Annotated in this window: 13 protein-coding genes; 3 read left to right on the top strand and 10 right to left on the bottom strand. The window is 44.4% G+C overall.

The window, feature by feature from the left end:
* Positions 1-76 precede the first annotated feature (76 nt).
* From MHH56_RS03470 to MHH56_RS03455, 4 genes are read right to left on the bottom strand one after another with little or no spacing between them, the layout of a single operon-like run.
* The gene (locus MHH56_RS03470) at positions 77-439 is read right to left on the bottom strand and encodes a response regulator (RefSeq protein ID WP_339206633.1); all 363 of its coding nucleotides are present in this window, start codon (positions 437-439) and stop codon (positions 77-79) included.
* Entirely contained in the window at positions 432-2,141 is a 1,710-nt protein-coding gene (locus MHH56_RS03465) for a response regulator (RefSeq protein ID WP_339206631.1), read from the bottom strand. Before MHH56_RS03465 ends, MHH56_RS03470 begins: the two co-directional genes overlap by 8 nt.
* Before the next feature lie 8 nt (positions 2,142-2,149).
* Positions 2,150-2,680, bottom strand: a complete 531-nt coding sequence (locus tag MHH56_RS03460) for a heme NO-binding domain-containing protein (protein ID WP_339209491.1) — start codon at positions 2,678-2,680, stop codon at positions 2,150-2,152.
* 5 nt (positions 2,681-2,685) lie between these two features.
* On the bottom strand, positions 2,686-3,753 hold the full coding sequence (locus tag MHH56_RS03455; RefSeq protein WP_339206629.1) for an HD domain-containing phosphohydrolase: 1,068 nt from the start codon (positions 3,751-3,753) through the stop codon (positions 2,686-2,688).
* Positions 3,754-3,948: 195 nt separating this feature from the next.
* On the opposite strand from MHH56_RS03455, the gene MHH56_RS03450 reads away from it, so the two are divergent.
* Positions 3,949-5,532, top strand: coding sequence for an MHYT domain-containing protein (locus tag MHH56_RS03450; protein WP_339206628.1), 1,584 nt, complete (start codon positions 3,949-3,951; stop codon positions 5,530-5,532).
* A gap of 15 nt (positions 5,533-5,547) precedes the next feature.
* Here MHH56_RS03450 and MHH56_RS03445 read toward each other — a convergent pair whose 3' ends face one another.
* The 6 genes from MHH56_RS03445 to MHH56_RS03420 form a co-directional block, all read right to left on the bottom strand.
* On the bottom strand, positions 5,548-7,149 hold the full coding sequence (locus MHH56_RS03445; RefSeq protein WP_339206626.1) for a response regulator: 1,602 nt from the start codon (positions 7,147-7,149) through the stop codon (positions 5,548-5,550).
* A 6-nt stretch (positions 7,150-7,155) separates the two neighbouring features.
* Positions 7,156-8,961, bottom strand: coding sequence for a sensor histidine kinase (locus MHH56_RS03440; protein WP_339206624.1), 1,806 nt, complete (start codon positions 8,959-8,961; stop codon positions 7,156-7,158).
* A gap of 23 nt (positions 8,962-8,984) precedes the next feature.
* Positions 8,985-9,815 carry a carbohydrate ABC transporter permease gene (locus tag MHH56_RS03435; RefSeq protein ID WP_339206622.1) on the bottom strand — a complete coding sequence of 277 codons (831 nt, stop codon included), beginning with the start codon at positions 9,813-9,815 and terminating at the stop codon, positions 8,985-8,987.
* Positions 9,815-10,696 carry a sugar ABC transporter permease gene (locus MHH56_RS03430; protein ID WP_339206620.1) on the bottom strand — a complete coding sequence of 294 codons (882 nt, stop codon included), beginning with the start codon at positions 10,694-10,696 and terminating at the stop codon, positions 9,815-9,817. The genes MHH56_RS03435 and MHH56_RS03430 overlap by 1 nt, the downstream gene beginning before the upstream one ends.
* A gap of 101 nt (positions 10,697-10,797) precedes the next feature.
* Complete coding sequence (locus MHH56_RS03425) at positions 10,798-12,189, bottom strand: extracellular solute-binding protein (protein WP_339206619.1); 1,392 nt, start codon at positions 12,187-12,189, stop codon at positions 10,798-10,800.
* A 376-nt stretch (positions 12,190-12,565) separates the two neighbouring features.
* Positions 12,566-13,534, bottom strand: coding sequence for an ABC transporter substrate-binding protein (locus MHH56_RS03420; protein ID WP_339206618.1), 969 nt, complete (start codon positions 13,532-13,534; stop codon positions 12,566-12,568).
* Between the two features lie 342 nt (positions 13,535-13,876).
* Here MHH56_RS03420 and MHH56_RS03415 point away from each other — a divergent pair, with 342 nt between their 5' ends.
* A complete protein-coding gene (locus tag MHH56_RS03415) occupies positions 13,877-14,467 on the top strand; it encodes an RNA polymerase sigma factor (RefSeq protein WP_339209490.1) in 591 nt (196 codons plus the stop codon).
* Positions 14,428-15,402 carry a hypothetical protein gene (locus MHH56_RS03410; protein ID WP_339206617.1) on the top strand — a complete coding sequence of 325 codons (975 nt, stop codon included), beginning with the start codon at positions 14,428-14,430 and terminating at the stop codon, positions 15,400-15,402. The genes MHH56_RS03415 and MHH56_RS03410 overlap by 40 nt, the downstream gene beginning before the upstream one ends.
* Positions 15,403-15,512 lie beyond the last annotated feature (110 nt).

The raw sequence follows: 15,512 nt of genomic DNA, 5'->3' as shown, positions 1-15,512 counted from the left end.
ATAATTTGCACGCACGAACCCTCATCAGCTTAAACTATCCAACAAGAGCTTTATATCATTAAAGTGGCCGATACACTCATGTTAAGAAACTTTGAATCTTCTCAAGCAGCCTATTCCATTCGATAGGCTTTGTATCAAAATCATCGCATCCCGCTTCAAAGGCTTTATCCCGATCACTTGCCATCGCATGGGCAGTCAAGGCGATAATCGGAATATGATTGGTCCCCTCAGCTGCCTTCAGTTCCCTTGTAGCGTCCCAGCCGTCAATGACGGGCAAGCTCATATCCATCAAGATGAGATTAGGCGACTCCGACTTTGCCATCTCTATCCCTTGCAGGCCATCGGATGCCATGACCACTTGATAACCTTTGCGGACCAAGCGACGCGACAACATATCCCGGTTCATCTCGTTGTCTTCAACCAACAAAATTTTATACATGTTCTCCCCCCTCTGCAAGCGAGAGCGAAATCAAATGGCGTACCTCATGCAAGAGTGCCTTGCGATCCAGATGCCCCTTTTGCACGATGTTCTCTACACAGCCATTAAGCCTCCGTCTATCTTCTTCCGTTATGCTCTTTGCTGTCACAACGACAACCGGGATCGCTCGCCATTCCTCATGCTCACGCATCGCCGCAACAAACTCAAAGCCATCCATTTCCGGCATCATGAGATCTAATAAAATTAAATGAGGCGCTTCCTCTTGCATGCGCTGCAGTGCGTGATGCCCATTGCCGGCCCTTGTCACGCGGTAGCCTTCCCGCTTCAGCAGCTTTGTCATCATGTCACTTGTCACCGCATCGTCTTCGATGACCAGCACAGAATGCGACTGGCGCTCAGGTATATACTTATCTAATGTGGAGATCAATCGCTCCCGATAAATCGGCTTGGTTAGAAATTCCGACGCGCCAAGCGCATAAGCCAAATGCTGCTCGTCCATCATGGAAATCATTACAACAGGAATATGCGCAAGCTCAGAATCATTCTTGAGTGCTGCCAGTACGTTCCAACCGTCCATTCCGGGCATGAGCACATCAAGCGCAATGACGGCTGGCTTCAACGTCTTCGCTAAGCGGACACCCTCTTGCCCGGATGGGGCCAGCTGTACGTTCCACTCCTCATTCCCCAAATAATACTGCATTAGCCGAAGCATAGCTGGATCATCGTCGATGACGAGAATCGTTCTAGCCCCTTCCATGGGAAAGCTTTCATCACTATGTATTAAAGCGCTTAGTTGTTCAGAATCTGCATTCTCCAGCAAGGGAAGCCAGATAGTGAAAGTAGTACCTTCCCCTACTATGCTGCTCGCGCTGATGTTGCCTCCCATCATATAGCATAGGCTTTGGCTAATGGCGAGCCCCAAGCCGGTACCGCCATATTTTTTGGTTGTCGACGAATCCGCTTGTTTAAACGCTTGGAAAATTTGATCCATCTGCTCCGCAGTCATCCCGATGCCAGTATCTTGTACCCGGAATACAATGCCAGGCAGTCCCGCCTCACTCTCAAATTCCACTTGCAGCGTTACTGTTCCATCCTTCGTGAACTTGCTTGCGTTGCTGAGCAAATTAAATAGGATTTGACGGAGCTTTGTTATGTCGGTTTTGATCGAGCCTTCCGTGCATTCTACCTTGATCTGGTTCTTATTCACTTCCATTAGCGGATGTACGGTCGTTACAATGTCATGAATAATGCTCGGAATATCACATTGTTCCAAGTACAATTCCATTTTGCCTGCTTCGATTTTGGACAAGTCGAGTATATCGTTTATGAGTGTGAGCAAATGCCTGCCGGCATTATTAATCTTGTTAAGATCATCGGCCAGAGCAGGTTCGCCCATCTCTTCCATGTCTTCCTTCAGCATTTCGCTATAACCGATAATTGCGTTCAGAGGAGTCCGCAATTCATGGCTCATGCTCGCAAGAAATTGGCTTTTGATTTGACTGGCTTCCACTGCTTCATCGCGGGCTTTGGACAGCTCAAGCGTCCGTTCTTTCACAAGCACCTCCAGCTGATCATTTAATTGCCTCAGCTCTTGGTTAACATAATAGATCTCACGAGTTTTTTCCTCGGCAATCTTCTCGGCAGCTTGGCGAGCCTTCTTCTCCCGCTCAAGCTGCCTGCGGACTACATCAATATCATTCATGGCATGGTTCACCCCACTTGGGTTAATTCAAAACGGGCAGACGTTCCATCTGCCAAATCGATTCTTTTCACATCTATTGCTTCTCCATAGTGCGCCACGCAGCCTAGAATAAGTCCTTCAGCCAAATCAGCGAACGGCCGTGAGGAGTTGTACGTCATAATCAAAGTACCCGGTATAGAAGTGTCATATTGAAACGCTGGAAGCTCCGCTCCAGGATAAAGCTTGCGCACTTCTACATGGATATAGCTGTCGACCTTCTGCAAAAACTCAAATACGGTGCTATTCTCCACCATAAAGTCAGGATGCATATCTAGCAGCTGGCCAAATAAATATTCGCCAAATGTTCGAATGAGGTCAGGCACAGGGATCTGGGTTCGAGCGTTAAGCTCCACGATCAATTTAATCATCTCATGGTGGTCATATGTGCCAACCGTTGTATAGCTTCCTCCTGAAGGCAGCTCTGCAGCTTCAATAATTTCATCTACCAGCTTCAGGGAAAACTTGTTTTCTACCATTTCCAAAAAAGATGTGAACACCATTCCTTTCACAACTGAACATCCTCTCGTTCTCTCTCATCTTCACTGCTGCTCTCTATTACACGCAAAAAGGCCTCTACGACCTTAGGATCAAAATGAACTCCGCTCTGAAGCTTAATTTCAGCAATGGCTTCCTCTTGTGTCCATGCCCGTTTGTACGGTCGCTCATGCGTCAGGGCATCATAGAAGTCAGCGATCGCTACGATTCTACCGGCAAGTGGAATATCTTCTCCGCTAAGTCCATTCGGATAACCTGTCCCATTCCATTTCTCATGATGAGATAGCGCGATGCTTTTGGCTAATTGCAGAACCGGGAACTGGCTTCCCTCCAAAATGCTGGCGCCAATTTCCGTATGCAGCTTCATCTTTTCGAATTCCTCTGGCAAGAACCTTCCCGGCTTCAGCAGGATGCTGTCTGAGATTCCGATTTTTCCGATATCATGCAAAGGTGCTGCCCGTCTAATAAGAGCTGCTTCCTCTGCCGACAACCCTAAATCAGTTGCAAGCCTTCCAGCCATATCACCCACTCGCTGCGTATGCTGCCCCGTCTCATCATCACGATATTCCGCTGTACGCCCAAGTACGTTCAAAATTTCATTTTTGGCCTGTTCAATCTCTTTGGTGCGTTCACGAACCCGCTGCTCCAAATTGTAGTTTTGCTCTTGAAGCTTCAGATGGTAATATCTTGTCTTCAAAAAGTTTTGAATGCGCAGGACAACTTCCATCCGATCAAAAGGTTTTGTAATAAAATCGTTGGCACCTTCATGCAGCACCCGCGTTCTGGCCTCGGGTGTCACATCCGCTGTTAGGACAAGAACCGGCAAATATTCCCCTTCTTGCTTCCATTTTCTTAAATGCTGCAGCGCCGATAATCCATCCATAACAGGCATATGTAAATCTAACAAAATAATATCGGGCTGATTGGCCCGGTATAGCGTCTCTAGCTGCGTTGCATCTGTGGTCGTGAACAAATTCGTATAACCCGCTCGTGACAATATACGCTCTAGGAGACTGATATTATATTCCTGATCATCTACAATCAGAAACTTTGCGGATTTCATCCATAGCTCATCCATAATTTATCCTCATTTGTTCTTTGATTATTAGATAATCTTTCCATACTTGCTATCATTATAGAACATCATTCGACATTAATCGAGAGAGTTCTTGCTAAGCTTTTGATTTCGAAAATAGGATAAGGAAGGGAATTTCTCATATTTTGTCGAAGTGTAACCTTTGCCATAATGAACCGAGTAGGAGTTGGTTAGAAAATGAATCATGCTCATGGAACATACGATATCGTATTGGTCATCTTTTCATATCTTGTAGCGGTCGTTGCCTCTTATACGGTGCTTGATTTGGTCGGACGAATAAGTACTACGCATAATAGAAAACGTTGGTTATGGCTCCTATTTGGCGCTTGCGCTATGGGTATGGGCATTTGGTCGATGCATTTTGTTGGAATGCTCGCCTTTTCTCTGCCCGTTCCCATTGCATATCATATGCCAACCGTTGTACTCTCGGTTATTGTAGCTATAGTGGCTTCTTTTTTGGCCCTTCATATCGTCGGTAGAAACCAGCTTTCGCTGCCTCAATTGCTTAGCGGGGGAATATTGCTGGCAAGCGGTATAGTAACGATGCATTACATCGGCATGGAAGCTATGATGATTGAGATCACCTACGATCCTATTTATTTCACGTTATCTATTATTATTGCTGTTGTGGCCTCAGTTGCGGCCTTGTGGCTTTCATTTTATTTTCGTAAAGGCAGTGAGAACAAGCGCGGACATATGTGGAAGAAGCTGGGTAGTGGATTGTTAATGGGAGCTGCAGTCGTTGGCATGCATTATATCGGCATGATGGCTGCGCATTTTGATATAGAGAATATCCATTTGCACAGTGCGGAATCTGGGATGATTCTGAATCAACAATGGCTCGCTTATATCATTTCCGGAGGAACGCTATTTACATTAGGCATGTCGCTTATCGGTATCTATATTTCCAATAAGTTCTCTGTTAAAGACTCTGAAATACAGGATAAGTCGGATGAGATTCTAAAAATAAACCATGAATTGCGGCAGCTCAACGAACACTTGGAGCAGATGGTTAAGGAGCGGACAGCGCAGCTGGAGAAGGCCCATGATGAAGCGATTAAAGCCAATCGGATCAAGAGCCAATTTCTTGCCAATATGAGCCATGAGCTTCGGACACCGCTGAACGCCATCATTGGCTATAGTGAGATGCTGATCGAGGAGGCTGAGGAGCTTGGTGAGCAGACGTTTGTAGAGGATTTAGGCAAAATCGGAAAAAGCGGAAGGCATCTGCTCTCCCTCATTAATGATATTTTGGACATTTCAAAAATTGAAGAAGGCAAGATGGAAATCCATGAAGAGATGTTTCAGGTTCATGATTTAATCCAAGATGTCATTACAACCATAAAACCGCTTATTGAAAGTAATGGCAACCAGCTGCAAACTCACTATGTACGGGGTGAAATGATGGCTGATGTTACAAAGCTGCGCCAAATCCTATTAAATTTGCTTAGCAATGCTAGTAAGTTCACCCATAATGGAGCTATCCAATTTAACGTCTATGAAGAAGATAAGGAAGGAAAACCAGGCTTTAGCTTTCTTATCAAAGATTCTGGCATTGGCATGAGCCCTGAGCAGCTGGACAAATTATTTCAGCCGTTCACCCAAGCCGATGCTTCCACCACTCGCAAATACGGCGGTACTGGGCTTGGGCTTGCCATAAGCAGCCGATTCTGTTCCGTAATGGGCGGACATATTTCCGTTGAGAGCGAGCCCGGGGTGGGAAGCATCTTCATTTGCTGGATTCCGATCTCGCGAGTCTAGCTCAGCCATTATCGCTTATTCTTTATCCTTCTTCAAGTCGCGATATTCAGAGGGTGTTACACCAACATATTTATGGAACACTCTCGTGAAGTATCGCCGTTCTGCGAAACCGACGAGCTTGCCTATTTCTCCAATCGCGTAATTGCTGAGTATAAGAAAGGATTGGGCTAGCTCAATCCGCTGCTTTGTTACGTATTCCACGAACGTTTCTTTAAAATACTGCTTAAACAGCATACTGAAATAACTGCCGCTAATATCAAGAAAGTCTGCCAACTCGTCAATACTTAAATCCTTAGCGATATGGCGGCTAATATAATCCTTCGCCTGCCCCATCAATACCTCATTCGTTCTTCGGCTGCTAGCAGCCTGCATGCAGCAATCGATAATGCTCTTCACATCGCCGAGCATGCTCTTTGTCGTCCCTTTGCGCTCTAATTTACCCCATAGCTCCTTCTGCTGCTGCTCTGAAAGCAACCGCATATCTCTAAGCTCTCGCATTAAATGAAGGTTTAAATAATGCAAAAAACGATCGACGAGCGTATGCGAATGTATCGCTTCAGCTCTTAATCTCTCCGTCAGCTTTGTCCATGCATGCTCAACCTGAACACGGTTCAGCTTCTTTAACCCATCAATCACTTGCTCCATATCCTGCCACAAAATAACATCCAATTCATTGCTGCTGCGCGTGCTATCTGAAGCGACAATAAGTGCCGAGCTGCGCTCAGGTGTTAGCTGCAGAGCAAGCTGGAGGCTCCGATATCCATCAGCCAATTCTTGCAAAACGAGCAGCTTAGGTTTACAAGAAAGACTAATTGTTTTTGAAGTAAACAACTTCACTGATTCCTGCAGTCTAGCAGCATAATAGGTTGCCCGTCCTTTATCCAATCGCCCATCTTCCGCCGACCATTCTAGAAGCAGACACCATTCACCCTCGCGAAGCTGTACGATGACATAGCGGAAGCCCATTTGCTTAGCCGTATCCTCTAACACATTGCGTACAGCAAAATTCCACAAGGCTCTCTCCTTCTCATTCCAAATCTGACAGTCCTGCACATAAGCATCCAGATCAATAAGCAGAAACAAATACGAAAGAGAGCTTCGATCGGTATTATCGCCATGCAGCAGCTTATTCGCGGATACAAGTGAGCTGTCCAGCAAAGCATTAATGAGCATCTTCTCATAGGCAAGCTCAATGGCTGAACCTTGGCTGGCCATATTCGCTCTCTGCTGCTGCTTTCTCTTCCGAATGTCGCGAGCGGAATCCGCAACAACTCGCTCCAGCTCCTCATAATTAATAGGCTTTAATACGTAATCTCGAGCGCCGGAACGCAGCACCGAGCGCGCATATTCGAACTCTGTATAACCTGTCAGCATAATGACTTCGCAATCGTGACTTCTTTCTCTCATTTGCTGCAGCATAACAATGCCATCCATTAATGGCATGCGAATATCGCTTAGTACGAGATCGGGACGAAGCTGCTCCGCTGCTTCTAGTGCCTTGACTCCATTCGTAGCTACACCTACGATATCGATGCCGAGTGCTTCCCAGCCAATCGCATAACGAAGATTTTCGAGAATAAGATGCTCATCATCAACAAGCATAGCTTTCAATCTCACTTACGATCACCTCGGCATTTTTTTCGGAATGATGCATTTCATTATCGTTCCTTGCTTCAGTTCTGAGCAAATCATTACGCCATAATAGGAGCCATAATGGATACGAAGTCGATCTGCTACATTGCGTACGCCAAGACCTCTGCGCTCCGTCAATTCACGGGCTTTCGGCATATTGTGCAAGAAGTCGTCATCAGGGGACATGTATTGAAACTTGCTCAGCACCTCATCCCTTATGCCAAGTCCATTATCTTCGATCCAAATGATAAGATTCCCGTTTTCTTCTCCCGCATGAACACGTATAATACCCGGATATTCAATTCCCTCAAAACCATGCTGAATGCAATTTTCTACAAGCGGCTGTAGAGTCAGCTTTAATATGCCGTATTGCAAGTAAGTTTCCGGCATTTCCAAATTAAACTCAAATAGATCGCCAAAACGCAGCTTTTGAATGTCCAAGTAGCTTCTTAAATGCTCAAGCTCCTCGCGGATGGTAATTTCCTCTTTATCTTGAATACTAATTCGTAATATGCTCCCCAGCCGTTGTACCATCTGACTGACGGTTTTCCCTCGATTTTGCAAGGCAAGCGCATTGATTGATTCCAAAGTGTTAAATAGAAAATGAGGTTTTATTTGTGCTTGCAGCACCCTCAGCTCCGCACGCGTTTTCCTATGCTGTTCCCTCTTCACCTGAACAAGCAGATCGCCAACTTTAGCGACTTGGTTGTTGAAGCCCCTGGCGAGCAAAAATAGTTCATCATTGCCCCGCTCCTCAGCTCTGACGCTCAAATCCCCATCCTCAACACGCCGCATTTGGCGCACAATCCGGCTGATCGATTTCGTAATGCGATTGACGAATACGAGGTTAAATAGTAGTGCAGAAAGCGCACAAAGCAATGTAATGGCGATAAGCCAATTCACATATCTAGTAATTTCACCTGATAGCGAATCCCATGATGTTACGGCAATTAACCGCCAGTTTTCCCGGTCTAGACCGATGCTTGTTACTAGACTGTCCTGCCCATCGAAGGCATGCCTCGTCATGGCATAATCTTCACCACTCGACGAGTTAATCGTTGTAAATTCGATGAATAACCTGCTTTGATCTTTCAAGCTGCTATCAAACATAATGATGCCATTCCCATTCACTATGAAAAATCGCGTTTCCTTCCCTCGCTGGCTATTTCGAAAGGTACGAAATACCGATTCGAGCTCCGACCCTTTCATTTGTACGAACAGAACTCCGATATCGTTAAGCGTATTAACATCCTTGACCGTCCTAATTTGCGTAAAAACTTGCCTTTGTCCTGTCAGCTCTTCATACTCGTACGGACCAATCCATTTTGGCCTTCCGCTTAGTGCTAACACCTCTTTATAGAGAGGCAATCCTTGCAATTTATCTATCGTGAGCCATTCAAATGAATCCATGTAAGGAATACTGCTCTGGTCATTCATAACATATAAGAGTGAGTAGCTAACCGAAGGATGATTAATCAACAAATCACGGAAGCTTGTCTGCAGGTCCTTCAATTGCAAGTAATGGTTCAAGGAGGTATCTCCATCCTCCTTCTTGCCGCTCTCATGAATAATATTTTGCAGCGCAGCGTTAGAAATCGTGTTATCAGTCACCTTATCCATTTCTTGATACAGAAAGCTGACCGTCTGGCTTAATGCCCGCAAGGTCAGTTCAGATTGCTCTGAATACTTCTGCTCAATTGTTTTTGAAATAATATAGTAGGAAGACACGCCAAGCAGTATAAGCGGAATAATGATGAGCAGACAAAATGCCGCAAACAACTTCAGCCGTAAGTTCATGCCATTACCCCGCCTCTCTCGCGCTAGCCCTTCACGCTGCCCGCTGTTAATCCTTCAATAATCTTCTCTTGAAGAATGGCATATATTATCAGAACTGGCAATACTGAATACACGATTCCCGCACAAACCTGTGCATAATTCGTCTGATACGTATCTCGGAAGCCTACCATTCCAACTGGAAGAGTACGTAGTATGTCTTTATTGAGAAAGAAGTTAGCCAGCAAAAACTCATTCCAATTTCCAAGAAAATTAATAATAAATACGGTCACGAGTGCAGGAACAGTAAGTGGAAATACGATTTTGAAAAACAAACCAACCGCGTTCAAGCCATCCATAATAGCGGCTTCTTCCAAATCTCTTGGAATGGAGCGCATGAAGGCAGCGATCAGCAACACGCTCGTCGGGATTGCGCCTGCTACATAAGGAAAGAACAGAGCCCAGTGCGTGTTCAAAATATGCAAGTCCTTAACCAAAATGTACTGTGAAATAAATAACGCATTCCCGGGAATGAGAAGCCCTACCAGCACAAGCTGAGTAAGCACGCTGCTTAATTTGCCAAACTTCATACGCGTAATCGCAAACGCCATGGCTGCAGCCAGAAGTACACCAATGATTGCTGCGCTGGTAGCAAGGTAAAAACTATTTATAAAATAAACATTTATTTTCGCCTCAACCCATGTTGTTATATAGTTCTCAAATTTCAGATCAAACGGAAATCCCCACGGATTACTTGCAATCGATTGATTGCTTACCTTTAATGAAGAGAAAATGACGAACACAAATGGATACAGAATAGCTGCTACATAGAGCAGCAATATGACATGAGGAACGCTTTTTTTCCATGCTGCCACCATCAGTATTCAATCCTTTCCTGCTTCCTAGCGAACAGCAATTGATATAAGCCTGTAAGAACGAGCGCGAATACAAAGATAAGAATAGCGATCGCGGTTCCGTAGCCGTATTGCCCAGTCTGCGTCGCTTGCAGCACCATATAGGAAGCCATCACATCCGTTTCTCCTGCAGGCCCACCGTTCGTCATGACGAGCACAATATCAACGACGCGCATAGCTCCGGCTATTGACAGCATTATAACGACGGAAATAATCGGCATGATTAGCGGCACGGTAATATATAATGCACGCTGGATGCCTGTTGCACCGTCAATTTCTGCCGCCTCGTTTAGTTCTTTAGGCAAAGAGAGTATAGCAGCTAATACTAAAATGATATAAAACCCCATCCACTGCCAGCCATTGGTTATTAGCACCGACAACAGTGCCGTCTTCGTATCTGACAGCCAGTAAATCGGCTCTACGCCAAACAGTCCAAGAAATTGATTTAGAAGACCAATTTCAGGTTCATAGATGAAGCTCCACAATATGCCGATAACTGATGTTGATAAAATCGATGGCATAAATACCGTCGTTTTATAAAAACGGCGAAGCCTCTTTACGCCGCTGATAAGTAGAGCAAAGAAAATGATTAGCGGCACCTGTACAAAAACACTAAACAGGATGAAGATCAGATTGTTTCGGATGGCGTGAACGAACATGTCGTTCTGAAGTGCTTGAACGAAGTTATCGAGTCCGACAAACTTCTCGGGCATCAATCCGTTCCAATCTGTAAATCCATAATAAGTGGTCGTTATCATCGGGTACATGAAGAAGAGGGCATACAGTGCAACTGCCGGCAGCACAAACATCCAATAGACATATCCGTTTCTTAACGTATCATTCATCGGTCCATGTTCCTCCGTTGTCAGACTCTTGTTTCTATGATCGGATGGCAACAGGCGCCGTTAGTCCCTCGACCAACGACACCTGTGACCTAAATTATTTTTTATTTACTGTTTGCTTTTTCCTGTACAGCCTGCACTTCATCAAGCAGCTTTTGCGGTGTCGTCTTTCGTGCAATCAACTGCTGAATGCCTATTTCAAGCTGTTTATTTACTTCAGATGGCACTAGAGCGTCAAATACAGGGAACGTTCCTCCCGCATTACTGATAGCTGCTGCAGCCGATTTGAGCATCGGATCTGCAACCAGGCTCATCATATCTCCTTCTACCTTCATCGATGGAAGCAAGTTATCTTCCTTGAGTCCGCGCTTTTGGAACTCTTCATTGTAAAGATTTTTGATAAAGGCCTCTACTGCCTTCTTCTCGTTCTCATTCAAATCGGAGGAAAAACCATACCCATTGCTATGATTCGCATTAATATAGGTTTGGTCACCTTTGCCTCCAGGTACAGCTGGCATTGGAAAATAACCTATTTTCCCTACCATATCACCTGCTTGCGCTGGATCTGCGTAAGTAGAGGATGACCAAATGCCATCAAACGAAATACCTGCTTTTCCAGTAATAATTTGGTTTCTCATCTCTGCATATTCATAACCAAGCTCGCCTTTCATGAAATATCCTTTCTCAAGCCACTCATCATATTTCGTTAATGCGGCTACCATTTCAGGCTCATTCCATTTATGAGCACCATTCTCAAACCCGAAGTTCACATCAGGGCCGGCATATCTTGACCAAAGGGTATTCGCCAGCATAAGCGGAATCCACGCTGCTTTGGACGCCATCGCAATAGGCGTTATTTTATTTTGCTTAAGCGTAGCCATAATGTTCTCAAGCTCTTCCCAAGTCTTAGGCTCTTTCAAGCCATATTTATCGAACAGCTCCTGGTTATAAAAGAAGCCCTCTTGGCTCGAGCCGATTGGAAGCCCGTATACTTTGCCATCATAGGTGAAGCTCGATAAATCGATAAAGCTGTCTTTAATGCCAAGCTTCTCTAAAATAGGAGTCAGATCAAGCAGCCGTCCCGCTGCCGCATACTTCTGTGCATCTCCAACTCCGCCGAACAAATCAAAAATCTCAGGTGGGTTGCCAGCAGTCATTTCGGCAGGAAGCTTTGTGAACCGATTTGCATTATCCTCAACCGGGTCAAATTCGATTTTCAAACCAGGCACATCTGCCTCCGTCTTCTTTACGGCATCCTCTAGAATGGCAAGCCTAAACTTCTTGGCTTCGCCCACCTGCGTATGACGAAGCGTCATACTGAACGGATCAACCTCTTCAACCTTTGGAGCCGGGCTTGCATTAGAGCTTGCAGCAGGGTTTGCTGAACCCTTGTCAGGTTCTTGTTTGTTATTTCCATTGTTACCTCCACATGCTGACAACACGGATGAAAAAATGAAGAGCGTTGCAATCAATGAGATAAGCGTCTTTCTTTTCATTTTCGTTGACCCTCCTATAAGGAATTTGATCGTTTACAATTTGATTATAGGATTGCGTTCCTCGTTTTGTTAGGTTCACATTTCCATAAAGAGGGAGAACTTTATCTAAACTATTGGATTTCGTTAGCTCCATATGAAGAACCCCTGCTGAATTAATGCTATAACTGAACAGCAAACAACAAAAAAAGCGCCGGTGCCCTTTATAAGGCATTTCCGGCGCTTATTTTGAATACTTTTTTTCTAAAAACTAACTGGTCAGGCATGCAAACATAAGTATTGCCCGCCCACTGCTAGTCATATCGGCCTTCTACAGTCATCTAATCCCTTGCCTGATGCTGAACAATAGCTCAACCTTTCTAGCTTTCCTTTGCTGCTTCTACTTATCCTGTGTCAAAAATTGAACAGCTTCCTTTATTTGAACTTCAATATCATGAGGCGTGTAGCCTAACCAAGTGTCCATGCTAATATCGTAAATCTGATTTTCTTTAACGGCCGTGAGATTTTTCCACAACGAGCTTTGTTTAATTTCGTCCAAACGCTTAGTTGTATCCTCTCCCTCAAGCAAAGTCAGGAACACATAATCAGCGTCGTAATCCGGAAGCACCTCCAAGGATATGGGGACTGCCCACAAATTCGGGTCTTTCTCTATTTCCTTCTGAACGAGAGCAGGCGGAGTGAGTCCAAGCGCTTTATAAAGCGTAAAGCCCATATTGCGAACGCCATAGACATAAAATTGTTTCGGGTCCACTCTATAAATAGCAAATGTTTTGCCCTCGCCAATTTTACCGATAATTTGATCTTTTGCTGTTTTCATTTTCTCATCGAAATCCGTTTTCCATGCTGCTGCTTCCTGCTTGCGATTCAGAATATCTCCTATAACCTCAACGTGGCCGAACACATCGTAATCCATCCAAGGAACAACAACCGTTGGAGCTATTTTAGTAAGCTTGTCATAAACCTCCTTCTCCATGTCGCCAGCAATAATCAAGTCAGGCTGCAATGACACGATTTTCTCGTAGTTTATTTGATCTGCGCTTCCAACGTCTTCAATACCTTTAAAATCCACATCCGTTGTTTCAAGCAAATGGCTTGAAGCTCCGATTGGTTTAAGTCCTACCTTAAGCATATGGCTGGCATATTGGAGTGTAACGACTTTTTCCGGATTGACCGGGATCTTCGTTTCTCCAAAGAAATGTTTATAAACCCGCGTTTCGGTCGTACTTTCATTAGATGCTTTCTCATTCTGTGAAGCCGCGTCATTCTGCTCAAGGTTTGACGTTGCTTGTGGATTCGTTTCTGCCTTCCCGCATGCCGCTAATGCTAATACAAATAAAAGTATACTCATACATATGAATACGTTTTTCTTCAAGATGATATCCCCCAGTAATGTGTAGCTATATTTTTGGGCGCAGCTAAGCTTACTTTTCCCCAGTAATACTGGGCTAAAAGTTCTCACCCACCTCTTTTATTGATAAAGATTATCATTATTAATTAGAGGCGTCAATGAAATATATTGGGTATATTTTCTCGCAGTTTTATATCCCTATTAACATTTGGGACTCCCTTCCTTTTATGTATACACATAGTCGTCTGTACGATATATTGTGGAGAATATTAAATGTCCCGATTGACTGTTATAAAGTGTTATATAGATTAGAAAGCACCATTCGCGAAGGGAGGAGATTTCATCGAAGACCAGACCATTGAGCAATTCATCGTACGGGTGCAAAAAGGCGAATCGAGTTACTATGTCGAGGTCGTTCAAAAGTATCAGCAGGCCATCTACCGCTACTGCTTGCGGTTACTTGGAAATCAGCAGGATGCCGAAGATGCCGCCCAAGATATTTTCATAAAAGCGTTCGAGTCTATTATGCAATACAAGAACACGGTCAGCTTCTCTTCATGGTTGTACAAAATTGCCTACCGTCATTGTTTAAACCTATTGCGTAAGCGTAAATACCAGCTTCGTCTGCTGCTTCGATTGTTTACTCCGGAAGTGAAAGCAGAGAGTCCAGAACAAACGATAGACAACCGATTATTCAGCCCGCAATTAATGTATGCACTGTCTGCGTTATCTCCAGAGGATCGATCTATGCTCATTCTTCGCATTTTTGAAGAACGAACTTTCGAGGAGCTGGGTGAGATTATGGGATGCAAACCGGAGGCTGCTAAAAAAAGATTAAGCAGAATGAAAGAAAAGGTTAGAAAAAAAATGGCGGAATGGCAGGAGGAGCTAAAATGGGACGAGAACAATCAGACGATCCATATAAAGACTTAAGGCAGCATTCCATACCTGATCATCAGATCAATACTATTAATTTATCAGATGCTGTAATGAATCATATTTCTGCTTCGCAATCAGGCATAAAGGTCCGAAGCTACAATCTAGTAAAGCGATTTCCGATCTACGCCACGATTCTATTCATTGTGCTTCTAACATCTGCATCCGTATATGCTGCAAGTGAACTGATTCAAATTCGTGATCGTGCGGGAGATGTCAAAATTAAATCCATTGTGCTGGAGTCAGAATCGAAAATCATACCTTATACGTTTCAAAATGACCCTCCGCTTCCAACTTATAGAGATCACGTACTAGAATTAGCTAAGCCAGGACAAATGCTGGCCTACTTCGTTAGAACTGATCGTTCGTCTCTAGCTATACAATACCTCCACAACACAAATACGGACACTTCTTACAACGATTTTAAGGAGCTTCTCAATCGCACTTCCGCACCAGTCATTAAGGAGCCAGTAAACTTGCCAGATGGGTTCACATTCAAATACGGCAGCGTTATGCCGCTCACTCCGAATGAACATGACGCTTCCCTGGCTGAAGAATACGCTAGATTGCTTGCGTTGTTCAAACAAAGGGCTGCGGCGGAGCCGGATCAGGATTTATTCATCGAAGAGGTCAACTGGACAAAAGCAAATATATCAGAGCTCGAATATACGAAAAACGACATGAGCATTCGGATCCAAGCCATGAAAGACATTATTGGCATGGAGGTTGCTCTCTCCGCGGAATATACACAAGAAACAGTCGCTATAAACGGCATAGAAACTATTTTTGCAAGCGGCAGTATACACGGCTTTCAAAGCTATCAAGCGATATGGTATGACGAAGCGCAAAAAACACATTATCAGGTGACAGCATCAGGCAATGTAGATCTGACAGAAGAGCAATTTAAGCTCGTCGTAAAAGGCTTGATCTAGGGCTAGAGACAGGGTCAAATAAAACAAGTTTAATAGCCGTTCACCCTCCAGTATTCACTGGATGGCGAGCGGCTTTTTTTTCTATTCATTCCACTGAATCGTATGTTTAG

The organism is Paenibacillus sp. FSL K6-3182 (assembly GCF_037976325.1).
Taxonomy (GTDB): domain Bacteria; phylum Bacillota; class Bacilli; order Paenibacillales; family Paenibacillaceae; genus Pristimantibacillus.
This window is presented reverse-complemented; position numbering and strand designations above follow the sequence as displayed.